Raw genomic sequence first — 26,225 nt, 5'->3', positions numbered from 1 at the left:
ACGCTGTTGAGTTCTCAAGGAACGGACGCTTCCTTTGTACTCACCCGAGAGACTCTCTCAGGCTTTCCTCCGGGCGCTTCCCTTCGGTCTTGCGTCTCCGACTCTATCAGATCTTTTTCTCGATCCGATTTCCTCGGTGCTTTCCAGGTTCCCGCTTTTGTTTCGCGGTTTCCCTTTCCGGCGGTTCCGACTTTATCAGAAGTTCTGAGTCGGTTTTCCCGGCCCCTCCCGGGAGTGGATCCGGAGCACGAGGCGTACCGGGTTCCCGTTCGGGCGGAGCCGTAAACGTACTGGAGCGGGGCTCCTCGATGCAAATCGAGGAGCCCCGCTCCGGGTTCACGCATACGACGAGGCGTGCCTCGCTCAGACCTCGACCACCACAGGCAGGATCATCGGCCTGCGGCGATAGGTGTCGGAGACCCACTTGCCCAGGGTGCGGCGAATGAGTTGTTGCAGCTGGTGGGGCTCGACCACGCCGTCCTGCGCGGAGCGTTCCAGCACCTCGGCGATCTTCGGGGTGACGGCCGAGAAGGCCGAGTCCTCGATGCCCGAACCGCGGGCCTGGATGTGCGGGCCGCCGGTGATCTTGCCGGTGGAGGAGTCCACGACGACGAAGACCGAGATGATGCCCTCGTCGCCCAGGATCTTCCGGTCCTTCAGGGCCGGCTCGCCGACGTCACCGACCGAGAGCCCGTCGACGTAGACGTAACCCGCCTGGACCTTGCCGGCGATCTTCGCCTTGCCCTCGACCAGGTCGACGACCACGCCGTCCTCGGCGATGACGATGCGATCGTGCGGGACGCCGGTCATGGCTCCCAGCTCGGCGTTGGCCCTCAGGTGGCGCCATTCGCCGTGCACCGGCATCAGGTTCTTCGGACGGCAGATGTTGTAGAAGTACAGGAGCTCGCCCGCGGACGCGTGGCCCGAGACGTGGACCTTGGCGTTGCCCTTGTGGACGACGTTCGCGCCCCAGCGGGTCAGGCCGTTGATCACGCGGTAGACCGCGTTCTCGTTGCCCGGGATGAGCGACGACGCCAGGATCACCGTGTCGCCGGGGACGATGCGGATCTGGTGGTCCCGGTTGGCCATGCGGGACAGGGCCGCCATCGGTTCGCCCTGGGAGCCCGTACAAACCAGAACCACCTCGTGGTCCGGGAGGTCGTCGAGGGTCTTGACGTCCACGACCAGGCCCGGCGGAACCTTGAGATAGCCCAGGTCACGGGCAATGCCCATGTTGCGGACCATCGAACGGCCCACGAAGGCGACCCGGCGGCCGTACTCGTGCGCCGTGTCCAGGATCTGCTGGATGCGGTGGACGTGGCTGGCGAAGCTCGCCACGATGATCCGCTTGCGGGCGTTCGCGAAGACCGTGCGCAGGACGTTGGAGATGTCCCGCTCGGGCGGTACGAAGCCGGGGACCTCGGCGTTCGTCGAGTCGGAGAGCAGGAGGTCGATGCCTTCCTCGCTCAGACGTGCGAACGCGTGGAGATCCGTGAGACGGCCGTCCAGCGGGAGCTGGTCCATCTTGAAGTCGCCCGTGTGGACGGCCATGCCCGCCGGTGTGCGGATGGCGACCGCGAGGGCGTCCGGGATCGAGTGGTTGACGGCGATGAACTCGCAGTCGAACGGACCGATGCGCTCGCGGTGCCCCTCCGCCACTTCGAGGGTGTACGGGCGGATCCGGTGCTCCTGGAGCTTGGCCTCGATGAGTGCGAGGGTCAGCTTGGAGCCGATCAGCGGGATGTCCGGCTTCTCCCGGAGGAGGTAGGGGACGGCGCCGATATGGTCCTCGTGGCCATGGGTGAGGACGATGCCCTCGACGGCGTCGAGGCGGTCCCTGATGGACGAGAAGTCCGGCAGGATCAGGTCGATTCCGGGCTGCTCCTCCTCGGGGAACAGCACACCGCAGTCGACGATCAGCAGACGGCCGCCGTACTCGAAGACCGTCATGTTCCGGCCGATTTCGCCGAGGCCGCCGAGTGGGGTGACCCGGAGGCCTCCCGCGGGGAGCGGCGGGGGCGGGGCGAGTTCGGGATGCGGATGGCTCAAAAGACTCTCCTCAAACACGCACGCCACGTACCGGTGGGCACGTGGCGCGCATGACGTTCGTGCAGAAGCAGTTGTCGTTGTGGATTGCAGGCACCGGTGGCCTGCCTATTCAGTTGTGAAGTCCGTTGTCAGAGCTGTACCCCGCCCGCGGCAAGATCGATCTTGAGCTGTTCGATCTCTTCGGGTGAGCACTCGACCATGGGCGAGCGCAGCGGGCCGGCGGGCAGGCCCTGGAGGGCGAGCGCCGCCTTCGTCGTCATGACGCCCTGGGTGCGGAACATGCCCGTGTAGACCGGGAGCAGCTTCTGGTGAATCTCGGTGGCCTTCTGGACGTCACCGGCGGTGAACGCCTCGACGAGGGCGCGCAGGTCCGGCGTGACGACGTGGCCGACCACCGAGACGAAGCCGACCGCGCCCACGGAGAGCAGCGGCAGGTTCAGCATGTCGTCGCCGGAGTACCAGGCGAGGCGGGAGCGCGAGATGGCCCAGCTCGCGCGGCCCAGGTCGCCCTTGGCGTCCTTGTTGGCGACGATCCGCGGGTGCTCGGCGAGGCGGACGAGCGTCTCGGTGCTGATCGGGACGCCGCTTCGGCCGGGGATGTCGTAGAGCATGACCGGCAGCTCGGCGGCGTCGGCGACGGCCGTGAAGTGGCGGTACAGGCCCTCCTGCGGGGGCTTGTTGTAGTACGGGGTGACGACCAGCAGACCGTGCGCGCCCGTCCGCTCGGCGGCCTTGGCCAGCTCGACGCTGTGGTGGGTGTCGTTGGTGCCGACGCCGGCGACCACGTGGGCGCGGTCTCCGACGGCCTCCAGGACGGCTCGTACCAGGTCCGATTTCTCCGCGTCGCTGGTGGTGGGTGACTCACCGGTGGTGCCGTTGACGATCAGGCCGTCGTTGCCTGCGTCCACCAGGTGGGTGGCGAGCCGCTGTGCGCCGTCGAGGTCGAGTGCGCCGTCCGCCGTGAAGGGCGTGACCATGGCGGTGAGGACCCGCCCGAAGGGGGTCTGCGGAGTGGAGGTCGGAGCCATGGCATACACGCTACTCGGTGCTCATCGCACGGTCTGCCCTCGGGGGCTCGGAAAAGTCAGGACAAATGCGGAGCCCGGCACTGCCTGCTCGGGGGTTCAAGCAGTGCCGGGTCCGTTTGATCAGGCTAGATGAACTTCTCCAAATGCCGCAATACGGACACTTCGCCCGGATGATCCGTACATACGTCTCCGTCGCTCGACTTCGTTACGTCCGTTACGGCGCGACGCGGCCGTTGGCGTTGAAGGCGGCGTACGTCAGGGGCATGAGCTTGGCCCACTCCGCCTCCATCTTCTCGCCCACCATCTCGATCTCCCGCTGCGGGAAGGACGGGACCTTCGCCAGCTCGTGCTGGGTGCGCAGGCCGAGGAAGTGCATCAGCGAGCGGGCGTTGCAGGTGGCGTACATCGAGGAGAACAGTCCGACCGGGAGGACCGCGCGGGCGACCTCGCGGGCGACGCCGGCGGCGAGCATCTCCTGGTAGGCCTCGTAGGCCTGGCGGTAGGAGTCCTCCATGGTGCGGCCGACCAGTTCCTGCTGCGCCTGGGTGCCCTCGACGAAGACGTACTTGCCGGGGCGGCCCTCCTGGACCAGCTTGCGGGAGACGTCCGGGACGTAGAAGACCGGCTGGAGCTCCCGGTAGCGGCCCGACTCCTCGTTGTACGACCAGCCCACGCGGTGCCGCATGAACTCACGGAAGACGAAGATCGGGGCGCTGATGAAGAAGGTCATCGAGTTGTGCTCGAACGGGCTGCCGTGCCGGTCCCGCATCAGGTAGTTGATCAGGCCCTTGGAGCGCTCGGGGTCCTTGCCCAGCTCGTCCAGCGACTGCTCCCCGGCCGTGGAGACGCGGGCGGCGAACAGCACGTCGGCGTCGGAGGCCGTGTGCTTGATCAGCTCGACGGTGACATCACTGCGGAAGCCGGGCTTGAGGTCATCGGCTGGGGTGTCGGTCACGGTGCGGAGGGTCCTTCCATCGCGTCTTCGGAGCGGCGCCAACTTTACGGGGGCCGTTGAGCCGAACGGTCACGGGCATGCCGCGAGATTCATGCGGGACGTCTGCCGATATTGGGCACGTTTTCGGGCACTCGCTCGTCTGTATCAGTGACGACGTCCAGTGACAGCGTCCACTCGAAAGCTCCCAGGAGGAAGTACCCACCATGTTCCGCCGGCGTGAACCCGTACCCTTCGCCTTCCTCGCCGAGGCCGACAGGTTCCGTAGCAATGTCGCTCCCCCGCCTCCCGAGCGGTCCTCCGTGAGTCAGATAGCCGGGCGGTGGCTGCTGGGGCTCACCATCGTGGCCGCGCTCGTCGGCTCCCTGGTCATCGGGATGCCGGCGCTGAGCCTGGACCACTCCTCCGAGACGCAGCAGTCACAGGCGTCCCAAGGGCGCTGACTCCATCCGGACCCCCCGATAGTGGTGAGCGGGGACACAGGCGGATAGCCTCACCGGGCACAGCCCCAGCATGGATCGAGTGAGGACCAGCCGTGCCCCTGCCCTTCCTGACGGCCGACCGCGCATTCGAGGCGGCGGAGGACGTCGCGTTGCCCTTCGACGACCGTGAGCGCTGGCGGCGCCCCTACCGGCCCGGGCCCTGGAGGGTCGGGGTGGCTGCGTTGGCGCTGCTGCTCGCCTCGTACGTGCTGTTCGCGGCCGTCATCATCGCGTTGACGGGGTCGGTGTCGGAGGCCGGCGCGGTCTTCGGCTGCTCTTTGCTGGTGATCGCCTGCGCGCTGCGGCTGCTGCGGGTGGGCGTGTGGGTGAGCGACCGCGGGCTGCGGCACGTGAGCTTCCTCTTCACACGCACGCTGCCGTGGGACCGGGTCGTGGCCGTGCGGACCGTGCAGCAGCCGGTGCGCTGGCTGGGGCTGCCGCGGACCGTCCAGGGGCAGGCCCTGACCGTCGTGCGGCGGGATCGGCCCGCCGAGGCGGGCGCGCAGCTGCTGACCACGCACGGGGCGGACTTCCTGTCGCGCCCCGAGGCGTTCGACCGGGCGTCGGACGCGGTCGAGGCATGGGCCGCGGAGAACCGCAGCGGCTGATTCCGCGCACACGCACGAAGGGGCCGGTCCGCCACAGGTGCGGGTCGGCCCCTTCGCGTTCTCGGCCCCGTCGCGTTCTGCGCGGTGCGCCGGACGGACGTCGGCTCAGGCCGGCTCAGGCCGGCTCGATGTGCTTGCCGTCGTGCAGGCTGATCGCCCGTTGCATCGCCTTGCGGGCGCGCGGGGTGTCGCGGGCGTCGTGGTAGGCGACGGCGAGGCGGAACCAGCTGCGCCAGTCGTCGGGGGCCGCCTCGGTCTCGGCCTTGCGCTTGGCGAAGACCTCGTCGGCCGAGTCGCGGTCGACACGACCGCCCGGGGTGCGCTTCAGCTCGTCGACGGGCAGGCCGCCTTCGGCGTCGAGTTCGGCGGCGAGGGCGTTGGCGCGGCGGACGAACTGGGTGTTCTTCCACAGGAACCAGACGCCGATGACCGGCAGGATCAGCACCGCCACACCGAAGGTGACGGTCAGCAGCGTGCCGGACTGTATGAGCATGACGCCGCGGCTGCCGACCAGGACGAAGTAGAAGACCAGGACGGCGGCCGTGAGGGCGTAGGAGAGCTTGGCTCGCATGTCGGTCTCGGTCTCAGCCGAGGTCCAGGAAGTGTTCCAGGCCGAAGGTGAGGCCCGGAGTCGTCACGACCCGGCGGGCGCCCAGCAGGATGCCCGGCATGAAGCTGCTGTGGTGCAGCGAGTCGTGGCGGACCGTGAGGGTCTCGCCCTCGCCGCCCAGCAGGACCTCCTGGTGGGCCAGCAGGCCGCGCAGGCGGACGGCGTGCACGGGGATGCCGTCCACGCTGGCTCCCCGCGCGCCGTCCAAGGCGGTCGCGGTGGCGTCGGGCGCGGGGGCGGTGCCCGCCGCGCGGCGAGCCTCGGCGATGAGCTGGGCGGTGCGGGTGGCGGTGCCGGACGGGGCGTCCACCTTGTTCGGGTGGTGGAGTTCGACGACCTCGACGGATTCGAAGTACGGGGCGGCGATCTGGGCGAACTTCATGGTGAGGACGGCCCCGATGGAGAAGTTGGGCGCGATGAGCACGCCCGTCTCCGGGGACCCGGCCAGCCAGCCCTTGAGCTGTGCGAGGCGCTCGTCGGTCCAGCCGGTCGTGCCGACCACGGCGTGGATGCCGTGCCGCACGCAGTAGTCGAGGTTGTCCATGACCGAGGCGGGCGTGGTCAGTTCGACCGCGACCTGGGCACCGGTCTCGGTCAGCGTCTGAAGCTTGTCGCCGCGGCCGAGGGCGGCCACCAGTTCCATGTCCTCGGCGGCCTCGACCGCCCGTACCGCCTCGGAGCCGATCCGGCCGTTGGCGCCGAGGACCGCCACGCGCAGCTTGCTCATCGTTCTCGTTTTCCTTACGGGAGTGGATCAGGCCACAGCGTCGTGCAGCCGGGAGGCCTGCTTGTCCTTGAGCGGTCCGATGACCGACAGCGACGGGCGTCGGCCCAGGATGTCGCGGGCCACGGCCCGCACCTCGTCCGGGGTCACGGCCGCTATCCGGGTCAGCATGTCGTCGACCGACATCTGCTCGCCCCAGCACAGCTCGCTCTTGCCGATGCGGTTCATGAGGGCGCCGGTGTCCTCCAGGCCGAGGACCGTGGAGCCCCTGAGCTGGCCGATGGCGCGGCCGATCTCGTCGTCGGACAGGCCCTGCTCGGCGACCTGGTCGAGTTCGTCCCGGCAGATCTTCAGCACGTCGTGGACCTGCGAGGGCCGGCAGCCCGCGTACACGCCGAAGAGGCCGCAGTCGGCGAAGCCGGAGGTGTACGAGTACACGCTGTAGGCCAGGCCGCGCTTCTCGCGGACTTCCTGGAACAGGCGCGACGACATGCCGCCGCCGAGGGCCGTGTTGAGCACGCCGAGGGCCCAGCGGCGGTCGTCCGTGCGGGCCAGGCCGGGCATGCCGAGGACGACGTGCGCCTGCTCGGTCTTGCGGCCGATCAGCTCGACGCGGCCGGCGGTGCGGATCGCGCGCCGTCCGTCGCGCGGGGCGATGGGTGCGGCGTCGGGGCTGTTGAGGGCGCCCGCCTTCTCGAAGGCCGCGCGGACCTGGCGTACGACCTTGTTGTGGTCGATGTTGCCGGCGGCCGCGACCACGAGGTGGGTGGGGTCGTAGTGCTTCTTGTAGAAGCGGCGGATGCGGTCGGCGGTGAGGGCGTTGACCGTGTCGACCGTGCCGAGGACCGGGCGGCCGAGGGCGTTGTCGCCGAACATCGTGTGGGCGAAGAGGTCGTGGACGCAGTCGCCGGGGTCGTCCTCGGTCATCGCGATCTCTTCGAGGATCGCGCCGCGCTCGACGTTGACGTCCTCTTCGAGGATGAGCGAGCCGGTCAGCATGTCGCAGACGACGTCGATGGCGAGCGGCAGGTCGGTGTCGAGCACGCGCGCGTAGTAGCACGTGTACTCCTTCGCGGTGAACGCGTTCATCTCGCCGCCGACCGCGTCGAGCGCGGAGGAGATGTCCAGCGCGGACCTGCGGGTCGTCCCCTTGAAGAGGAGGTGCTCCAGGTAGTGCGTGGCGCCGTTCAGGGACGGCGTCTCGTCGCGGGAGCCTACGTGCGCCCAGATGCCGAAGGTGGCCGAGCGCACCGAGGGGAGGGTTTCGGTGACGATCCGCAGGCCGCCCGGGAGGGTGGTCTTGCGGACGACGCCGATGCCGGCCGTGCCCTTGATCAGGGTTTGGGTACGGGCGACGGCCCGCGCCTCCGAAGAGGTGCGGGCCGTCGCCGTGGAGCTACGAGACGTCACTTGTCGGTGTCGTCCTTCTTGTCGTCGTCACCCGCGGCGGAGCCGCTGTCGGACTCGCCTTCGCCCTCGACCACGGGGATCAGGGAGAGCTTGCCGCGGGAGTCGATCTCGGCGATCTCGACCTGGACCTTCTGGCCCACACCGAGGACGTCCTCGACGTTCTCCACGCGCTTGCCGCCGGCGAGCTTGCGGATCTGCGAGATGTGCAGCAGACCGTCCTTGCCCGGGAGCAGCGACACGAACGCGCCGAAGGTCGTCGTCTTCACGACGGTGCCCAGGTAGCGCTCGCCGACCTCCGGCATGGTCGGGTTGGCGATGCCGTTGATCGTGGCGCGGGCGGCCTCGGCGGCCGGGCCGTCGGCGGCGCCGATGTAGATGGTGCCGTCGTCCTCGATCGTGATCTCGGCGCCGGTGTCCTCCTGGATCTGGTTGATCATCTTGCCCTTGGGGCCGATGACCTCGCCGATCTTGTCCACGGGGATCTTGACGGTGATGATCCGCGGGGCGTTGGGGGACATCTCGTCCGGCGTGTCGATCGCTTCCATCATCACGTCGAGGATGTGGAGGCGGGCGTCGCGGGCCTGCTTGAGGGCCGCGGCCAGGACGGAGGCCGGGATGCCGTCCAGCTTGGTGTCGAGCTGGAGGGCGGTGACGAACTCCTTGGTGCCGGCGACCTTGAAGTCCATGTCGCCGAAGGCGTCCTCCGCACCGAGGATGTCGGTGAGGGCGACGTAGTGCGTCTCGCCGTTGATCTCCTGGGAGATCAGGCCCATGGCGATGCCGGCGACGGGGGCCTTCAGGGGCACACCGGCGTTCAGCAGCGACATGGTGGAGGCGCAGACCGAGCCCATGGACGTCGAGCCGTTGGAGCCGAGGGCCTCGGACACCTGGCGGATCGCGTAGGGGAACTCCTCGCGCGTCGGCAGGACCGGCACGATGGCGCGCTCGGCGAGCGCGCCGTGGCCGATCTCGCGGCGCTTGGGGGAGCCGACGCGGCCGGTCTCGCCGACGGAGTACGGCGGGAAGTTGTAGTTGTGCATGTAGCGCTTGCGGGTCACCGGGGAGAGGGTGTCCAGCTGCTGCTCCATGCGCAGCATGTTGAGGGTGGTGACGCCCAGGATCTGGGTCTCGCCACGCTCGAACAGCGCCGAGCCGTGCACGCGCGGGATGGCCTCGACCTCGGCGGCGAGCGTACGGATGTCCGTCAGCCCGCGGCCGTCGATGCGCTTCTTCTCCTTGATGACGCGCTCACGGACCAGGGACTTGGTCAGCGAGCGGTACGCGGCGGAGATCTCCTTCTCGCGGCCCTCGAACTCCGGCAGGAGCTTCTCGGCGGCCAGACCCTTGACGCGGTCCAGCTCGGCCTCGCGCTCCTGCTTGCCCGCGATGGTCAGCGCGGAGGCCAGCTCCGGGCGGACGGCGGCGGTGAGCGCCTCCAGGACGTCGTCCTGGTAGTCGAGGAAGACCGGGAACTCGCCGGTGGGCTTGGCGGCCTTGGCGGCGAGGTCGGCCTGGGCCTTGCAGAGCACCTTGATGAAGGGCTTCGCGGCGTCCAGACCGGAGGCGACGACCTCCTCGGTCGGCGCCTCGGCGCCGCCCTTGACCAGCTGGATGGTCTTCTCGGTGGCCTCAGCCTCGACCATCATGATCGCGACGTCGCCGTCCTCCAGGACGCGACCGGCGACGACCATGTCGAAGACGGCGTCCTCGAGCTCGGTGTGCGTCGGGAACGCGACCCACTGGCCGTTGATCAGCGCGACGCGGACGCCGCCGATCGGGCCGGAGAAGGGCAGACCGGCCAACTGGGTGGACGCGGAGGCGGCGTTGATCGCCACGACGTCGTACAGGTGGTCGGGGTTGAGCGCCATGATCGTGGCGACGACCTGGATCTCGTTGCGCAGGCCCTTCTTGAAGGACGGGCGCAGCGGGCGGTCGATCAGGCGGCAGGTGAGGATGGCGTCCTCGGAGGGACGGCCCTCACGGCGGAAGAAGCTGCCGGGGATCTTGCCGGCGGCGTACATCCGCTCCTCGACGTCCACCGTGAGGGGGAAGAAGTCGAGCTGGTCCTTGGGGTTCTTGGAGGCGGTGGTGGCCGACAGCACCATGGTGTCGTCGTCCAGGTACGCCACGGCGGAGCCGGCGGCCTGCTTGGCCAGGCGGCCCGTCTCGAAGCGGATGGTGCGGGTGCCGAAGGAGCCGTTGTCGATGACGGCCTCGGCGTAGTGGGTCTCGTTCTCCACTAGCGTTTTCTCCTCGTCTTCGTCCCGCGCTCTGCCCGTGTGGCAGGGGGACGGTTGCGGAGAGGCGCGCCGTGCGGTGCGGGCCGGTCTTCGATCGAAGCACCCGGGGATCTCTTTCCCGGGGGCCACTACCGAGGACCGGCGGCGGTGAGGTGCGCTTCTCCTCGTTCGGTGTGCGTGGTGACGTTTACCCGCAGCGAGTACACGTCATCACGCTGTGTCGTACGTATTGCGTTGTGCTACCACACTACAAAGCGTTGGTGACACTCCGCACGTTTCCGCACGAAGGCGGGGTGTACGACGGCCCCTGCCATGCGTCCTGTCGTGCGTACAGCAAAAGGGAGCGGTCCCGATGATCACGGGAACCGCTCCCCTCACGGCGTCCTACTTGGCGCCCGCCGCACCGCGGCGGATGCCGAGGCGGTCGACCAGCGCACGGAAGCGCTGGATGTCCTTCTTGGCGAGGTACTGCAGCAGGCGGCGACGCTGACCGACCAGGATCAGCAGACCACGACGGGAGTGGTGGTCGTGCTTGTGGGTCTTGAGGTGCTCGGTCAGGTCCGAGATCCGGCGCGACAGCATGGCGACCTGGACCTCGGGGGAGCCGGTGTCGCCCTCCTTCTGGCCGAACTCGGTGATGATCTGCTTCTTCGTAGCGGCGTCGAGCGGCACGCGTACTCCTCGTAGTCTTTTCAGTGGCCATCGAGTGCCCCCGGTCTGTGTCTCGGGGGAGCTTCCGTTACTCGGGAGGCGGGGATCCGCTGGGCGCGACCTCCAGAGCCTTCAGGGAGTGCCTGAGGGTTCTTCCGGGGGTGCGTACACAAACGGCCGTCATTGAGGGTACCAGGCAGTCGGGGGCGTCCTCGCACGGGTCCGCAAAAGCCGGAAGGCGGCGCGGCCCCGGCCACTAGGGTGAACGCACAGATCGTTTTCGTACGTCGGGAAGGGGCCGTTGCGGCATGGCGGAGACGGAAGAGCAGACCAAGGCGCGCAAGGAGCGGGAGCGCGACGAGCTGTACGCGCTCGACATCTCCGGCGTCGAGTGGAAGTGCGCTCCGGGCACGGAGGAGCACGAGGAGCGCGTCGAGATCGCCGAGCTGCCCGACGGGGCCGTGGCGATGCGGTCGTCGCTCGACCCGGGGACGGTGCTGCGGTACACCGAGGCGGAGTGGCGGGCCTTCGTGCTGGGCGCCCGGGACGGCGAGTTCGATCTGGAGCCGGCGCCGCACAACGGGGGTCTGGCGGCGGAGTAGCGCGGTCGCGGAGCGAGCGGGGGCGCGGAGCGAGCGGGGGCGCGGAGCGAGCGGGGCGCGGCACAAAGCGCAGGCGCGCAGTGGTGGAGCAGCCGTGACGGCGATCGTCACGGCTGCTTCTTCGCGTTCGGCCGCGGGTCAGCCCGTCATCGAGCGGGCGGTCGCGTACACGTCGAAGACGGCCAGCGCCAGCGGTACGAGGGTCAGCAGGACGAAGCCCTCGGCGATCTCCGTGAACCGGCCCCAGAACGGCGTGAGACCGCCCCGCGAGGCGATCAGGCCGACCGCGGTGACGATCGCGGAGGCAGCGGCGATCGCGGCGACGAGCCAGATCGTACGGATGTCCAGGTCGGCGCGGTCGCCTGCGAGGGCGGCGCGGATCGCCGAGTGGGGCGGCTTGAGGGCCAGGCCGAGTCCGAGCAGGACGAGGGAGGCGAGGCCCGCGGCCAGCACGGGGGCGACCTGGGCGGTGTAGCGGAACAGGTGGGCGCGCATCAGCAGGGCGATGCCGGTGGCCAGCGCGAGGAGCTGGGCCCAGACGTCGTCGGAGAAGCCGAGGACCGTGCAGGCGCCGACGGTGATCGCCGCGCAGCCGCCGACCAGGCCCACCAGAAGTTCGTGGCCGCGGCGGGCCTGGGCGGCGATCCGCTCGGCGTCGACCGGTTCGCGGGGCGTCGGGTCGGCGCCGTAGGCGCTGCGCGCGCCGGACTCCGGGGCGTCGAAGCCGATCGGCAGGCGGGCGAAGCGCATGGACAGGCCGGGCAGGAAGGCCAGGGCGCCCACGCCGACGGGGGCGCACAGGGCGGCCGTCTCGGCCGGGGTCCAGTGCGCGAGGATCGCCGCGAACACCGCCGCCAGGCCGGCGCCGGAGGCGACGACGAAGGCGACGAAGGGGCCGTCGCCGCGCGGCGAGCACAGGGTGAGCAGCACCGAGGCCAGCAGGACCGCCGCGCAGGCCAGCAGGAACTGGAGCTTGCCGATGCCCTGGCCGTCGGCGAGCGGGAGCAGCCCGGAGCCCGCGACCGCCACGCCCGGCAGGGCGCCGAGTCCCAGGGCGACGGCGGAGCCGCGGTCGTCGTAGACGCGGGCCCGGACGCAGGCGAGGGCGACCAGCAGGACGCCGACGACCGCGGCGAGGACGCCGGGCAGGCCGTGCATGTCGTGGTGCGGGTCGCCGGTCCAGGCCACGAAGGCGAGCAGAGCCGGCAGGACGCCTCCGCCGACGAGGCCCGCGGCGCGGGTCAGGTCGCCGCTCCACAGGGTGTGCTCGCGCGTCACGGCGGAGGCGACCGCCTCGGACACGTCGTCGAAGACGGCGGGCGGCAGTGACTCGGCGAAGGGGCGCAGGGTGAGGAGTTCGCCGTCAAGGATGTGCTGGGCGGCGAACGACCGTGAACTGTCGAGGACGGCGCCGTCCCGGCGGACGAGGTGGTAGCCGACCGGGGCGCCCTCGGCGGGGCTCTGCCGGGACAGCCTGAGGATCTCCGGGTAGATGTCGGCGACGGGGACGTCGTCGGGCAGAGCCACGTCGATCCGGCTGTCGGGGGCGACGATGGTGACCCGGCAGAAGCCGAGCCCCGTCCCCGCCGCGGGAGCGGCTGCGGCGCCGCGCCCTTCTCCGGTGGCTGCCGCGGAGGCCGCGATACTCACCTGCTGCTCCCCCTCAGTGATGGTTCCGCGTCGACGGTGTGAATGTGCAGTGTGGAGTCCCGCTCCGGTGCGTGCGCCGGGCGGCCCGCGGGTGTGCTCACGCGAACATCCGGCACCCTACCGCCCTCTGGTCGCAGGGGCAGTCAGTAGGATCACGCGGCGGCCTGCGTCCGCCTGACACGGGGTGGCGGACGGTACTTCGGGGGCCTCGCAAGGGGATTGGTGAGCAGTGAGCCATATCGTCGTGAAGCGTCCGCCACGGGCGCTGCCGTCCGAGGTGCCCACGGGCGAGGTCGTGCTGCAGCCTCCGCCGGAGCTGCCGCGGGGGCATCAGGAGAGCGTGCTGATGCAACTCCTGCCGACGCTCGGCATGGGCGGCTCGGTGGTCTTCTTCTTCACGAGCGGGCAGCCGTTCATGAGGATCATGGGCATGGTCATGATCGCCTCGACGGTGGCGATGTCGATCGCGATGGTGGTGCGCTTCCGCCGCGGCTCGCAGGGGCAGTTGGCGGACATGCGCCGGGACTACCTGGGCTATCTGGCGCAGACCCGGCGCACCGCGCTCGACACCGCGCGGGCCCAGCGGGACGCGCAGTACTACCTGCACCCCTCCCCCGAGCAGCTGTGGGCGCTGGTCGCCGAGGGCAGCCGGGTGTGGGAACGGCGGCCCGGGGACGAGGACTTCGCCCAGGTCCGCGTCGGCCTGGGCGTCCAGGCGCTGGCCACCCCGCTGCTGGCCCCCGAGACCGGCCCGGTGGAGCAGCTGGAGCCGCTGACCGCGGGCGCGCTGCAGCGCTTCATCGCCGTCCACGACAGCCTGGACGACCTGCCGATGGCCGTGTCGCTGCGCGCCTTCTACCACGTCACGGTCAGCGGTGAGCCGCGGTCGGTGCGCTCCTGTGCCCGGGCGCTGGCCGGTTCGCTGGCGGCGCTGCACTCGTCGCAGGACCTGGTCCTCGTCGTCGCGGCGGGCCGGGAGGAACTGCCGCACTGGGACTGGGCCAAGTGGCTGCCGCACGTCCAGGCCGCCGGCGCCGTGGACGGGGCGGGCAGCCGCAGGCTGATCGGCGCCGACACCCGTGAGCTGGAGCAGCTGCTCGGGGCGCGGCTCGCCGGCCGGCCGCGGTTCCATCCGAACGCCGCGCCGCTGCCCGACGAACCGCACATCGTCGTCGTCCTGGACGGCGTCTCCCTGCCCCCGGACTCGGTCCTGGCCAACCCTGAAGGCCTGCAGGGCGTGACGGTGCTGGAGATCGTGCCCGGTGAGCTCACGGGGGCGGGCGGCGAGCTGGACATCGTCGTACAGCCCGGCGCGTTGCGGCTGGAGTCGGCGCACGGGGCGGTCTACGAGGGGACGCCCGACGCCCTCTCGCCGGAGTCCGCCGAGGCGCTCGCGCGGCAGCTCGCCCCGCTGCGGATGGCCTCCGGCGGGGACGACGACGAGCCGCTGCTGGCCAACCTGGAGTTCACCGACCTGCTGAGCCTCGGGGACGCGGCGTCCGTGGACCCGTCGCGCACCTGGCGGCCGCGTTCGCTGGCGGAGCGGCTGCGGGTGCCAATCGGGGTGGGCGAGGACGGCCGTCCGGTGATGCTGGACCTGAAGGAGGCGGCGCAGGAGGGCATGGGGCCGCACGGGCTGTGCGTGGGCGCGACGGGCTCCGGCAAGTCCGAACTGCTGCGCACCCTGGTGCTGGGCCTGGCGGTCACCCACTCCTCCGAGACCCTGAACTTCGTCCTCGCCGACTTCAAGGGCGGCGCGACCTTCGCCGGCATGGCGCAGATGCCGCACGTGGCGGCCGTCATCACCAACCTGGCGGACGATCTGACGCTGGTCGACCGGATGGGCGACTCCATCCGGGGCGAGCTCAACCGCCGTCAGGAGCTGCTGCGGGACGCGGGCAACTACGCCAACATCCACGACTACGAGAAGGCGCGGGCCGCGGGCGCCGCCCTGCAGCCGATCCCCTCCCTGGTCCTGGTGATCGACGAGTTCAGCGAGCTGCTGACGGCGAAGCCGGACTTCATCGAGATGTTCGTGCAGATCGGCCGGATCGGCCGCTCGCTCGGCGTGCACCTGCTGCTGGCCTCGCAGCGCCTGGAGGAGGGGCGGCTGCGCGGCCTGGAGACCTACCTGTCGTACCGCGTCGGTCTGCGCACCTTCTCCGCGGCGGAGTCGCGGGCGGCGCTGGGCGTGCCCGACGCGTACTCGCTGCCGAACGTGCCGGGTTCGGGGTTCCTGAAGTTCGGCACGGACGAAATGGTGCGGTTCAAGGCGGCGTACGTGTCCGGGGTCTACCGCTCGGGCGGTCAGCGGGCGGCGGCGGGCGGCGGCCCGCTGCCGGTGGACCGGCGGCCGGTGCTGTTCACGTCGGCCGAGGTGCCGGTGCGGTACGCGGCCGTGCCGCAGCAACTGCGTTCCGGGGAGGGTCCCGAGGTCGACGAGGCGCTCGCCGATACTGTCCTCGACGTGATCGTGCGCCGGCTGGAGGCGCAGGGCCCGGCGGCGCACCAGGTGTGGCTGCCGCCGCTGGACAGCCCGCCGTCGCTGGACGCGCTCCTGCCCGGGCTCACGGCCGTTCCGGAACGCGGGCTGACGCAGCCGGGCTACGAGGGGGCGGGCCGGCTGGTCGTGCCGGTCGGCCTGGTCGACAAGCCGTTCGAGCAGCGCCGCGACTCCCTCTGGGTGGACTTCTCCGGCGCGGCCGGCCATATGCAGATCGTCGGCGGCCCGCAGTCCGGCAAGTCGACGCTGGTGCGTTCGCTGATCTCGGCGTTCGCCCTCACCCACACCCCGCACGAGGTCCAGTTCTACGGCCTCGACTTCGGCGGCGGCGGCATGGCGACAGTGGCCGGCCTGCCGCACGTGGGCGGGATCGCCTCGCGGCTGGACCCGGAGCGGGTGCGGCGCACGGTGGCCGAGGTGTACGGCGTGCTGACCCGCCGCGAGGAGTACTTCCGCGCGGCCGGGATCCCGTCGATCGCGGACTTCCGGGCCAGGCGGGCGCGGGGCGACATCTCGGTGACGGACCAGCCGTGGGGCGACGTCTTCCTGGTCATCGACGGGTGGGGCAACTTCCGCGCGGACTACGAGGCGATGGACCAGATCATCCACGAGATCGCGGCGCGCGGTCTCGGCTACGGCATCCACCTGGTCCTGACCGCCTCGCGTTCGATGGAGGTCAGGGCCGCCCTCAAGGACCACCTGATGAACCGCCTGGAGCTGCGGCTCGGCGACACGATGGACTCCGAGATCGACCGCAAGGTCGCCGCGAACGTCCCGGCGGGCGTTCCGGGCCGCGGCCAGTCCCCGCAGAAGCTGCACTTCATGGCGGCGGTGCCGCGGATCGACGGCCTCACCTCCGACACCGACCTCTCCGACGCCACCCAGGCGCTGGCCACGGAGGTCTCCCGACACTGGCAGGCGGCGCCGGCTCCCGAAGTACGGCTGCTGCCACGCGAGTTCCCGGCCGCCTCGCTGCCGCCGGGGAGCCGATTCCCGCGCCGCGGGGTCGCCTTCGCCCTCGACGAGAACGCCCTCGAACCGGTCTTCGTCGACTTCGAGCAGGACCCGTTCTTCCTCGTCTTCGGCGAGAGCGAGTCCGGCAAGTCGAACCTGCTGCGGCTGCTGATCAAGCAATTGACGGAGCGCTACTCGGGCGACGAGTGCAAGCTGTTCGTCGTCGACAACAGGCGGTCCCTGCTGGATGTGACCCCGTCCTCCCACCTGGCGGAGTACATCCCGATGTCCAACGCCATGGAGCATCACATGGCCGCGCTGGCCGACCTGATGAAGCGCCGGACGCCGACGGCCGACGTGACGGCACAGCAACTCCGGGACCGGAGCTGGTGGCGGGGGCCGACGGTGTTCGTCGTCATCGACGACTACGACCTGGTCGCGACGTCGAGCGGCAATCCGCTGGCCGGACTGACGGAGCTGCTGCCGTTCGCCCGGGACGTGGGCGTGCGGTTCATCGTCGCCCGGTCGACGGCGGGCGCGGGGCGGGCGTCGTACGAGGCGTTCATGCAGCGCATCAAGGAACTGGGCGCCCAGGGCGTGGTGTTGGCGGGCGACCCCGGGGAGGGGGACCTCCTGGGGGGCGTACGGCCTCGTCCGATGCCTGCGGGGCGGGGGGTCTTTGTGTCGCGGCGGCGGGGGAAGCCGTTGGTGCAGGTGGGGTGGGTGCCGGAGGGGGTGGATGAGGGGGCGGATGAGGGGGCGTAGTTGGCGGGCCTCGCCTCACCTGCCCCCCGTCAAGCCGCGTGCGGTGAGTTGTGGAAAGTATGGTGAGATCCGTGAACTCACTTGAACCGAGTTCACGGATCTGGCTGCTAGGAGCGGGCGTAACTGTCCCGTCCGGCGGGCGGGCTTCACGGGGACACGGGGAAGGGGTTCACGCGTGGCGTGGGACGAGTGGGAGCAACTCAAAAGTGCGGCGGCCGAGCAGCATGCGGCCCAGATGCAACTGAACCACGTACCACTCGATCCGGGTGGCGGCACCGGCACGCTGGTGTCGAACAAGCCGGCCTGGTCCAAGGCCGGTCAGGACGTCGGCTCGCTGCGCGAGGACGTCAGCAAGGCGATGGGCAAGCTGACGGACGGGCAGAAGGGCCTTGGTGAGGACGCCGGTTGCCTGACCGCGGCGGCCCAGAAGGACGTCCATGACTCGTGGGAGACCTACGTCAAGAACGTGAGCGGGCGCTGCGGGAAGCTCTCGGCTCTGCTGGAGAAGGCGGGCAGCGACCAGCTGAAGACCGACGAGGCGATCGAGGTCGAGATCGGCAACCTGAAGGTGGAGTACGCGGATACTCCGGCCGTCGGCGGCAAGGGCTGAGGGCGGTAACGAGACGTCATGGACCTCGCAACGCTCAAGGCCCTCAAGCCGACGGAGTACTCGGAAGCGGCCGACGGTTATCGCAGCACCTCTGACATGGCGAGCGCGGCCAAGGACCGCATCGAGAACCAGATCGTCGTAGCGATGCGGAACTCCCTGAAGGGGGAGGCGGCGTCCGCGGCAATCAAGCAACTGGGTGAGCTGGGCAAGAACTTCCACTACGTCCAGGTGGAATGTGGGCTCGTCAGCACGGCTCTCGAAGCTTTCTCCTACGAGGTGGGAGCTGCCAAGGGCAAGCTCGACGCGGCGCTCGGGGGCGCGCAGGCCGCGAAACTCACGGTGAACGCCGACGGTTCGGTGTCCTATCCGGCGGGTGGGGAGAAGGACGCCGACGGCAAGATCCCCGACGGCGGCACGGTGAGCGGCCTGACGGACGGCACGGCCGCCGCGATCGGCCGCCAGGCGGCCAACGTCGACCCCAACCCCAACCACCGCCTCGCCCAGGACTACGCCGACCAGATCGCCGCGGCGCTGAAGGAAGCAACGGAGGCCGACGAGAAGTGGGCGCCGAAGCTGCGCGCGCTGAAGGCGGACGACGACCTGACCGTCTCCGACAAGGACTGGGCCGACGCGTCCTCGGACACGAGCGGCGTGAAGGAGGCGGGCAAGAAGTACCTTGACTCGCTGCCCCAGCCGCCGAAGGAGGGCAGTCCTGAGGCCAACGCTGAGTGGTGGAAGGGGCTCGACGCGGAACAGCAGGCAGCGTGGATCTCCATGCGCCCCGATTCCGTGGGCGCGCTCGACGGACTGCCGGCCACGGTCCGGGACGAGGCGAACCGCATCGTGTTCGACGAGGCGCGGGGATCAATGCAGACAGAGCTCAACTCCATCCCGAAGCCGCCGCTCAACGAGTGGACCTACATCACCGCCGGGGGTTACCCGTCCAAGGTCCACACCGATGAATGGATGGAGTGGCACAACAAGTACGGCGATCGGTACGAGCTGCTCACCAGCAATCTCAAGGGAATGCAGAGCATCCAGACACGCTTCGACCAAACCGGCACGAACGGACTACCCGAAGCTTATCTGTTGGGATTCAGCACCGAAGGAGACGGCCGAGCAATCGTCGCCAACGGAAACCCGGACACTGCGGATCACACGGCGGTCTACGTTCCAGGAACCACCTCGGACTTGCCGGGTATCGAGGGGAACCTGAACCGAATGGTCAATGTCTGGCATGCGGCCGATGCCAAAGCCCCTGGCGAATCCGTTTCCACCATCACCTGGCTCGGCTACGACGCACCTGACAGCGTCTTCAAGGACGCACCGCGGGCACACTACGCATATGACGGTGCCCCGGCATTCCGAGGATTCATGGACGGACTGGACGCATCGCATTCCGGCGATTCACCTTCGCACACCACAGTGATCGCCCACTCGTACGGAACGACCCTTGTCGGTGCTGCGGCCCAGACGGGCCATCTCAACGCCGACGACCTTGTGTTTGCGGGCAGCCCTGGTGTCAGGGTGTCCGGTGCGGATGAACTTGACGTCCCCAAGGGACACGTGTGGAACGAAGAGGCCGACGGAGACATCGTTCCGGACGTGGGCCGCTGGGGCCACGGCGGGGACCGCTTCATCATCCCCAGCGATCCGGAGTTCGGCGCCAACCAGATGACCACAGACACCGAAGGACACAGCGGGTACTGGGATACAGGATCGGACGGAGACTCGACAAGTCTGCAGAATCAGGCCCTTGTCGTCGTCGGAAAGGGCGACAGCGTGCCGCTGAAGCCGCCGCCCGACCCGTGGGCGCATGTGAAGTAGGAACTCCGGCCCACAACCCCGCCCGACGAAGTAAGGCTTCTGACGTGAAGAGCAAATTGAGCGCTTTTGTGCTCACAGTCTCCCTGGCCCTCACCACTCTCACCGGATGCAGCATGACTGACGACGATTCCAACGCAATTCCGTCCTCCGGCACGAGCACTTCGCGTGATGCCTCAGATGCCATGGAGAAGGTGTCCAGCACTATCTATGACCTGATCGGCGTCAAGGGAAAGGCATCCGACAGCCGTCCGACAGTCCTGGACTGTTCGGGAAAGGACACGAAGACGTACTTCCGAATCTTGCACCCTTGGAGCTTCGTCCCGGCGTCGGTGAGCGACCTCGACGTAGCGATGAAACGACTCAAGGAGGAACTGCCGAAGAATGGGTGGGAGATCGTCAACTACGGGCCGGACACAAGCAAGAACCGGAACATGAATCTCACCGCCGACAATGACAAGAAGAAGGTCAGTGTCAAGGTCGTCGCCATGGCGAAGGACGACCCACCGATGTTGAGCCTGGACCTCATCTCCGGGTGCTACAAGGTCCCGGACGGCCAAGAGGTCGAGCGCTTCTGACGACTCGATCCGAGCCCACCGCCTCCTGTTTCGCCGACCGCTTCCTCGCAGGGCCGAACCGTTTGAGCACGGCCCTGGGTGACCGGGCACACACCCTCGCAGCGGAAACAACGGCAATTCGCCACGACAGGCAGTACCGCAGCACGTTGGCATCGGCGCCGCCGCCATGGGCACAGGTCCGGGTCAGGCCGACACCTCGGCCCGATCCAGTCCACGCCTCAGATGCTCAGCGTCGGACGTCAGGCGCCCGCTCGGATGCGGCGCCGGCGCTCACTGCGCCCTCTCCGGCAACGGGCGATGGCAGGCGCAGTCGCAGCGACGTACCAGCGGCAGTCCCCCGCTGTGTGGCAGCGGAATGTCCCGCAGGCGTCGGCAAAAGCTGTGTACGTCCTCGTGCCCGGGCCGACTCGCCAGCGTGCACTCCGGCGACAGCTCCCGCGCCTCCCTTGCCGTTCTGACAGACCGCGCGCTCACTGCTCATCCCGGGCTGGGCGGGACGGAGACAGGACAGTGAGCACGTCCGGCTGCGGCGGGTAGTGCACGACGCACACCTGGCACGCGTACACGACGAAGCCCGGCCCCGAGTTCTGGTGGACCACGCCGACTACGACCGGAGTCTCGGTCGTCACGTGGCAGCGCACGCACATCCGCACGGGCGGGCGGGGTGTCTTACTTCCCGTCGCCATTACGCCGCCCTCCCCGCGCCGGTGCCATGACGGTCAACGGCGATACGGAAGTCCACCGCCAGGCCCGGCGCGACGCGACGCCGTGTCTGCCGTGCATGCTCACACTCCCGTTCCCGGCAAGCCCGCTCCGCCGCGAGCACGTACGGACGGACCGTGGCCGTAGAGGTGCCGTCGAGGAGCTCGGGTAGCCCGTACGGGGACCGGAGCGCGGGGAGCCGCACGACCACTGCGCCGGGCCTCTTGGGAATGCGGGTGGGGGCGGGTACGGCGGAGCGTGTACCCGCCCTTCGCCTGCCGGTGCCGGGCGCGAACACGCCCAGGATCCAGCGCAGTAGCGCGTGGATAATGCTCATTGTCATCAACCTCCGTGGGGTTGGCGGCCATGCCCCCGGACGGCGCCCACCGTCGCGGGGGTCTTCTACTGACGTCGACTATACGCCAACTTAGTACGTCTTAGCACGTCTCATCACGTAACAAGACGCCCTATGCTGGCTTGAGCTGGCCTTTTACGCTCCAGGACATGATAGAAATCGACCGGGAGAGCATCGTTCCGATGTACGTGCAGCTTGCTTCCGCCCTGCGCGAGCGCATCCGACGCGGCGAGATTCCGGTTGGCCGCCGCATCCCTTCTCACTTCGAACTGGAGCAGGAGACGGGCGGAGCAGTCAGCCGTCGAACCATCAAGTCCGCCATCGAGGCACTACAGGCCGAGGGAATCGTTCAAGGAGTCCAGGGCAAGGGCGTGTTCGTCATCGCTCTGCCGGCCGACACGTCCGAGGACGACAAGGTCGACGACTGACAGGCAGGTCACTGCTTCAAGGTGCCGGAGACGATGGAGGACCCATTACGCCTTCACCGACGCCTCTTGCTCTCCGGCGCGCGCCGAAGGTTCCGGACGACACAGCACAACACCAGGGTGGGCACCTCCCGTGCGTGCCCACCCTGTGCTGCGCAGTTCGTGCTTGGTCTCACATGAAGTAGCTGGCGCCCTTCAGGTCGCCGCCGCGGTAGTCACCGCCGGCGCCGTGGACCTTGTGCGAGATCTGGAGCAGCGCCGCGTGGATGCCTCGGGCGTGCTTGTTCCACTCTTCGCTCTTGCTCTGGAACTGCTGGAATGCCTCGCCGCCCCAGCCCGCGGACACATTGAGCACGGCCTGCCGCAGCGCCTCGAGGTCTTCCTCGAGCTTCCTGGCCTGATCGCCGAGTTCGGTGGCGAGCGCGTCCATGGTGCCGTAGGTGACGGCGAGTTCCTCGTAGTGGACTCCGGACATGTCTTCCCTCGTTTCTCTGAAGATTTCAGCCGGACTTCGCGGTCCGGAGAACGGTGTGGTTCAGCGCCGCCAGTGGCTCGCCGGGAGCTCGTCAGTAGCTGTTGAGCGCCGAGGTCTTTCCACCGAGGTCCTCGACCGAGATCTTGGTCATGTCGGCCGTGATCTGGTCTTCGAGGTTCTGCTTGTCGGTCTTGGTCATGTGGATGCCCTCGAGGAAGTCGTCGAGCATCTTGCCGATCGCGGCCATGTGGCCGTTGATTTCCGTCTGCTTGGTGTTGAACGCGTTGGCGCCCTGGCCTGTCCACGCCTTCTCGATCATGTCGATCGTGCCCTGCAGTTTCGCGAGGGAGCCCCTGATGTTGTCGTATCGGTCGATGACTTCCTTCTGGAGCTTCTGTACATCGCCGTCATTGAGCTTGCGGTCGACCATTTCGGCACTCCTTGTCGTAAGCCGTGGTTCGTTCTGCGCGCCTCGCTGCGCCAGAAGCGTTGTGTGAGACCGGTCGTCGTGCGTGGGTCGTCATGCGCTTCGCCGTGAGCGGATCAGCGCGAAAGCGCCGCCCCCGATCACCAGGACAGCCGCCGCGGCTCCGAGCGCAACCCACATCGTGGTGTTGTCGGAGGTGTCGGAGGTTGATCCTGCCGCCGAAGTCTGGCCGTCTGAAGTGCCCTTCGAGGGCTGTGGCGAGGTTGATGCGGAAGCGGAAGGTGAGGTACCTGTCTTGTTCGTGACACCCGCTGCGTTTTCCCTGGCGAGCGGGTCGGTGTTGGCCGGTCCCGGGTTGAAGTCGCTTTTCTCCAGCACCATGCGGGGGCGGATCAGTCCGTATCCGAGGTACGTGCTCGGGTCGTCCTTCGCCCAGTCGCGGCCGGCGGTGTCGATCAGGCTGGCGAGGACCTGGTTGGCGGTCCACTTGGGGTGGGCGGACCAGACGAGGGCGGCGGAGGCTGAGGCGATGGCGGTGGCTTGGCTGGTGCCCTGGCCTGTGCAGTACGAACGGAACGTCTCATCGCACCAACTGGGCACGTCAAGGCCGGGGGAAGCGAGATCAACGTAGTTCCCGTATTGCGAGAACTTCGCAACCGTACCGTTCTCGTCTGAAGCTGCAATTCCGACAACATACGGATACCCGGCCGGATAGCCGATGGGGCTCTTCTTTTCCGCGTCATTGCCAACGCCAGCAAACATCAACTTACCCTTGGATTGGGCGTACTGAATTGCCGCCGCTTCCTCGGCATTATCGCCGGGACTGCTGAAGGACATGTTAATGATTTTGGCGTCGCTGTCAGCTGCAGCCCTGATCGCCTGTGCCGAGTTCGCGGTCTTCTTTCTCTCCGTCGCATCCTTCAGCTCGTCGAGCGTGATCCTGTAAGGAACGACCTTTGCTCCGGGAGCAAGACCTTTCAGGCCGTCACCAGCACCAGTCCCGGCAATCAGTTCCGCCATAGTCGTTCCGTGGCCCGTGTAGTCCTTGGTCGCACCGTACGCCACGGCCTGCGGCACTTCGTCGGTGAGTACCTGGCCCTTCAGAGAGGAGGTGTCAGGGTTGACGCCCGTGTCGATGACCGCGACCCTGACGCCCTTGCCGGTGCTCACCTTCCACATCTCGTCCGCTTTCATCGCCGACAGGTACCACTGCTGGGACTGAACGTCGGCGGCTGCGGTACTCGGAGCCAGACCTGCCGAGAGAACGGCCAAGGCACCGAGCACTGAACAGACGGCGGAAACCCGTCTCCCGTTTCGTCCCGCGAAAGAGGCGCTCCGCCCGCCGCGTCGGCTGATCCCTGCCACCATGCTTCTATCTGTCCTCGCTGTTGTCTGGTCAGTCGGTCGCCGACGCGTCATCGCGCCGCTCGTCACGGCGCGAACGTTTCTCGCCTGAACCCTGGTTGCGCCCAGAACCACGCGCCGCGCCCGGGCCGCCGGGCGTGTTTCCGTTGTTACTGCTTCCGGAGACTCGTCCCTTCGGCGTTCCGACCACACCGCCGGGACTGCCGACGGGGCGGCGAGCCGCCTGTCCCGCGCCCGTGCCCGTCGTCGAGCCCGGGGTCCCGATCACTCCACGCTGGCCGGGACTCTCGCCTGCGACACGTGAGGTGGGTCCGCCCTCACCGCCGACGACCGTGCCGCGCGGCAACCTGGAACCGTTGGTGCCGGGGGCACCCCCGGTGACAGGCTTCCCGCCGACAACGCCGTCGCTGGTACGTCCGGCGCCGGCGCGCCCACCTCCCGGACGTCCGGGAGTCGTGGCACCCATGCCGGTAACGGGACCGCGTGGGACACCGCCGGAACGCCCGGTCGCCGACCCTCCGGACTTCGGCGCTCCTCCAACCACGCCTCGCCCCATAGGACCAGCCACACGACCACCTGCTTGCCCCGGTGCGCCAGTACGTCCAATCGGCCCCATGGGACCAGATCCCGTACGCCCTGCCGGGGTACGGCCCTGCATACCGCCGACTCGACCCTGCGCCGAGGCAGGAGCTTTGATTCCGGGCTTGCCACCGAACCCAGAGGTGCGTCCGACTGGCCCCCGCAAGGCTGAGGGTGCCCCAACAGGGGCGAAAGGAGTAGTTGTTCCCACCGGAGTTACGTTGGGGCCTGTCGTCGACGGCGGAGTGACGGGCGTCGGCTTCACGGTCTCCTGCGGCGGCAACGTACCGACGCTGTCGATCTCCGTACCAACATGCCTATTCGGGCGCGTGACGGAATCGTCCAACTCTTTGGCAGACGGCAGAGGGGTAGCCGACTGTGGCTCAGCCGAGGCATTCACCGAGTGATGCCGCACGGTATCCGAAGCACTTGTCCCCGAAAGCGATCGGTCCTCCCTGGCACCAGGAGGCTCCTCGCCAATGATGACCTGCGGCGCAGGCACCCCCACATCCGGCATCTGAGGAAACACCGGCTCCTCCGCCAGTTCCATCATCCCGCTGGACACCGTGTAGAAGGACGCCAGGCGGTACATCTGGTTGATTGCCTCTTGGCGGTCCTTCTCGGCCGCGACTGCCGCCACGTAGTCCTTGTTGCCGTCCACTTGCTGCGGCGTCGGAATGTCGTCGACCTTCTTGGGGTCGATGCGGTTGTCGCGTGGGGGCATCGACTTGCGTACCGAGGCGAGGCCGGAGCTTGCTGCCAGGACCTGGGTGCCCACCTCGTCGGTGTAGCTGGCGAGCGCCAGGGCCGTGGTGGTGAGGTTCATGCCCCAGGTGTAGAAGGCGGTGTGGGCCTCGCCCTCCCAGTCGACGTTGCCCAGGTTGCGGCTGAGTTCGTTGGCGGCGTCGTTGATGGCGTCCCGGGCGTCGACGAGGGCCGTGGCCGCGTTCTCCATGGTTTCCGGGCTCGCCGACTCGACGATGTCGATCATCGCGTTGAGGTCGTAGCCCTCGAAGCTGGTCTTGCCGAAGCCGCCGGGGCTGCCGGCGGGCGGGGGGCTGATCACCGCGGCCTTGTTGACGGCGTCGTCCACGCCGGTGTTCTGCTGGGCGGCGTCCTGGCGTTCGGCCTGGTAGTGGTCCGGCTTCTTCTTGTCGCCGCTCATCAGTACCCCGCGTCGGTGTGGTCGGCGTCGTTGGTCCGCTGGATCTGCTTGTTCAGCGTCTCTTCCCGGTCCCGGTTGACCTCGGTGCGGATCTCGTGGAACCGGTAGCGAAGCTCCTCTTCGAGGTTGTCGAAGGTGACGTCCACGCCGTGCACGGCGATCTGCATCGCCTCCAACTGGAGTCCGAGCGACTTGGAGAGCGCCGTGATGCGCTCATGGACGCGCGCGTACTGGAGGTGGAGTGCCTTTGCCTCTGGGAAGTTCCCCGCTCCGAACGTGGCCTCCGACAGGTTGTGGTCCCCGACCTTCGCCGAGCCGCCCGCGGACTTTTCGAAGGCCGTGAGCAGGTCGTCCACCCGCTTCTTGAACGTCGACAGCGCCATGTAGCCACGCCGTACGTCAGCGGCGCCCCCGCCCATGTCCGCAGGAATCACGACAGCCCATCTCCCCGTTTTCCGCTGCCCGTCCTGAGCAGCTCAGCCCACGCCTCTC

The 26,225-nt window shown here is 68.7% G+C and carries 22 protein-coding genes; 8 read left to right on the top strand and 14 right to left on the bottom strand.

Features of this window, described 5'->3' with window-relative positions; genetic code table 11:
• Positions 1-363 precede the first annotated feature (363 nt).
• The 3 genes from ACIBAF_RS24450 to thyX all read right to left on the bottom strand — a co-directional run bounded on the left by ACIBAF_RS24450 (position 364) and on the right by thyX (position 4,032).
• Positions 364-2,049 (bottom strand): ribonuclease J, encoded by a 1,686-nt coding sequence (locus ACIBAF_RS24450; protein WP_399465615.1) that lies wholly within the window; start codon positions 2,047-2,049, stop codon positions 364-366.
• Between the two features lie 128 nt (positions 2,050-2,177).
• Positions 2,178-3,077: a 4-hydroxy-tetrahydrodipicolinate synthase gene (dapA, locus tag ACIBAF_RS24445; RefSeq protein WP_399465614.1), complete on the bottom strand. Its 900-nt coding sequence runs from the start codon at positions 3,075-3,077 to the stop codon at positions 2,178-2,180.
• Positions 3,078-3,291: 214 nt separating this feature from the next.
• Positions 3,292-4,032 carry an FAD-dependent thymidylate synthase gene (gene thyX / locus ACIBAF_RS24440; RefSeq protein WP_399465613.1) on the bottom strand — a complete coding sequence of 247 codons (741 nt, stop codon included), beginning with the start codon at positions 4,030-4,032 and terminating at the stop codon, positions 3,292-3,294.
• Between the two features lie 203 nt (positions 4,033-4,235).
• Between thyX and ACIBAF_RS24435 the strand changes: the two genes are divergently transcribed.
• Both ACIBAF_RS24435 and ACIBAF_RS24430 read left to right on the top strand, forming a co-directional pair.
• Positions 4,236-4,472 (top strand): hypothetical protein, encoded by a 237-nt coding sequence (locus ACIBAF_RS24435; protein WP_399465612.1) that lies wholly within the window; start codon positions 4,236-4,238, stop codon positions 4,470-4,472.
• Positions 4,473-4,564: 92 nt separating this feature from the next.
• On the top strand, positions 4,565-5,119 hold the full coding sequence (locus tag ACIBAF_RS24430) for a hypothetical protein (RefSeq protein WP_399465611.1): 555 nt from the start codon (positions 4,565-4,567) through the stop codon (positions 5,117-5,119).
• A 115-nt stretch (positions 5,120-5,234) separates the two neighbouring features.
• On the opposite strand, the gene ACIBAF_RS24425 is transcribed toward ACIBAF_RS24430, so the two are convergent.
• The 5 genes from ACIBAF_RS24425 to rpsO form a co-directional block, all read right to left on the bottom strand.
• Positions 5,235-5,690: a hypothetical protein gene (locus tag ACIBAF_RS24425; protein WP_079659125.1), complete on the bottom strand. Its 456-nt coding sequence runs from the start codon at positions 5,688-5,690 to the stop codon at positions 5,235-5,237.
• Positions 5,691-5,703: 13 nt separating this feature from the next.
• The gene (gene dapB / locus ACIBAF_RS24420; RefSeq protein WP_399465610.1) at positions 5,704-6,456 is read right to left on the bottom strand and encodes a 4-hydroxy-tetrahydrodipicolinate reductase; all 753 of its coding nucleotides are present in this window, start codon (positions 6,454-6,456) and stop codon (positions 5,704-5,706) included.
• 27 nt (positions 6,457-6,483) lie between these two features.
• Entirely contained in the window at positions 6,484-7,863 is a 1,380-nt protein-coding gene (locus tag ACIBAF_RS24415; protein WP_079659127.1) for a pitrilysin family protein, read from the bottom strand.
• A complete protein-coding gene (locus ACIBAF_RS24410) occupies positions 7,860-10,103 on the bottom strand; it encodes a polyribonucleotide nucleotidyltransferase (RefSeq protein WP_399465609.1) in 2,244 nt (747 codons plus the stop codon). Before ACIBAF_RS24410 ends, ACIBAF_RS24415 begins: the two co-directional genes overlap by 4 nt.
• A gap of 384 nt (positions 10,104-10,487) precedes the next feature.
• Positions 10,488-10,775, bottom strand: a complete 288-nt coding sequence (gene rpsO, locus ACIBAF_RS24405; RefSeq protein WP_003993372.1) for a 30S ribosomal protein S15 — start codon at positions 10,773-10,775, stop codon at positions 10,488-10,490.
• A 287-nt stretch (positions 10,776-11,062) separates the two neighbouring features.
• On the opposite strand from rpsO, the gene ACIBAF_RS24400 reads away from it, so the two are divergent.
• Positions 11,063-11,356 carry a DUF397 domain-containing protein gene (locus ACIBAF_RS24400; RefSeq protein ID WP_399465608.1) on the top strand — a complete coding sequence of 98 codons (294 nt, stop codon included), beginning with the start codon at positions 11,063-11,065 and terminating at the stop codon, positions 11,354-11,356.
• A gap of 138 nt (positions 11,357-11,494) precedes the next feature.
• On the opposite strand, the gene eccD is transcribed toward ACIBAF_RS24400, so the two are convergent.
• Entirely contained in the window at positions 11,495-13,006 is a 1,512-nt protein-coding gene (gene eccD, locus ACIBAF_RS24395) for a type VII secretion integral membrane protein EccD (RefSeq protein ID WP_399465606.1), read from the bottom strand.
• A gap of 229 nt (positions 13,007-13,235) precedes the next feature.
• Between eccD and eccCa the strand changes: the two genes are divergently transcribed.
• The 5 genes from eccCa to ACIBAF_RS24370 all read left to right on the top strand — a co-directional run bounded on the left by eccCa (position 13,236) and on the right by ACIBAF_RS24370 (position 21,725).
• A complete protein-coding gene (gene eccCa, locus ACIBAF_RS24390; RefSeq protein WP_399465604.1) occupies positions 13,236-17,228 on the top strand; it encodes a type VII secretion protein EccCa in 3,993 nt (1,330 codons plus the stop codon).
• 175 nt (positions 17,229-17,403) lie between these two features.
• Positions 17,404-17,838: a hypothetical protein gene (locus tag ACIBAF_RS24385; protein WP_399465603.1), complete on the top strand. Its 435-nt coding sequence runs from the start codon at positions 17,404-17,406 to the stop codon at positions 17,836-17,838.
• Positions 17,839-17,856: 18 nt separating this feature from the next.
• Positions 17,857-19,665, top strand: a complete 1,809-nt coding sequence (locus ACIBAF_RS24380; protein ID WP_399465602.1) for an alpha/beta hydrolase — start codon at positions 17,857-17,859, stop codon at positions 19,663-19,665.
• Between the two features lie 44 nt (positions 19,666-19,709).
• Complete coding sequence (locus ACIBAF_RS24375; protein WP_399465601.1) at positions 19,710-20,240, top strand: hypothetical protein; 531 nt, start codon at positions 19,710-19,712, stop codon at positions 20,238-20,240.
• A gap of 1,206 nt (positions 20,241-21,446) precedes the next feature.
• A complete protein-coding gene (locus ACIBAF_RS24370) occupies positions 21,447-21,725 on the top strand; it encodes a GntR family transcriptional regulator (protein WP_399465600.1) in 279 nt (92 codons plus the stop codon).
• Positions 21,726-21,894: 169 nt separating this feature from the next.
• Here the strand turns inward: ACIBAF_RS24370 and ACIBAF_RS24365 are convergent, their stop codons facing one another.
• From ACIBAF_RS24365 to ACIBAF_RS24345, 5 genes are all read right to left on the bottom strand, one after another.
• Positions 21,895-22,197 (bottom strand): WXG100 family type VII secretion target, encoded by a 303-nt coding sequence (locus ACIBAF_RS24365; protein ID WP_399465599.1) that lies wholly within the window; start codon positions 22,195-22,197, stop codon positions 21,895-21,897.
• 91 nt (positions 22,198-22,288) lie between these two features.
• A complete protein-coding gene (locus tag ACIBAF_RS24360) occupies positions 22,289-22,627 on the bottom strand; it encodes a WXG100 family type VII secretion target (protein WP_319347728.1) in 339 nt (112 codons plus the stop codon).
• Positions 22,628-22,717: 90 nt separating this feature from the next.
• Positions 22,718-23,818, bottom strand: a complete 1,101-nt coding sequence (locus tag ACIBAF_RS24355) for a S8 family serine peptidase (protein WP_399465598.1) — start codon at positions 23,816-23,818, stop codon at positions 22,718-22,720.
• Positions 23,819-24,020: 202 nt separating this feature from the next.
• The gene (locus ACIBAF_RS24350; RefSeq protein ID WP_399465597.1) at positions 24,021-25,733 is read right to left on the bottom strand and encodes a WXG100 family type VII secretion target; all 1,713 of its coding nucleotides are present in this window, start codon (positions 25,731-25,733) and stop codon (positions 24,021-24,023) included.
• Positions 25,733-26,167, bottom strand: a complete 435-nt coding sequence (locus ACIBAF_RS24345) for a hypothetical protein (protein WP_399465596.1) — start codon at positions 26,165-26,167, stop codon at positions 25,733-25,735. Before ACIBAF_RS24345 ends, ACIBAF_RS24350 begins: the two co-directional genes overlap by 1 nt.
• Positions 26,168-26,225 lie beyond the last annotated feature (58 nt).

This window comes from Streptomyces sp. NPDC051677, from assembly GCF_044453465.1.
Taxonomy (GTDB): Bacteria; Actinomycetota; Actinomycetes; order Streptomycetales; family Streptomycetaceae; genus Streptomyces.
The sequence above is the reverse complement of the archived record's forward strand: the minus strand, read 5'-3'. Positions and strand labels throughout refer to the sequence as shown.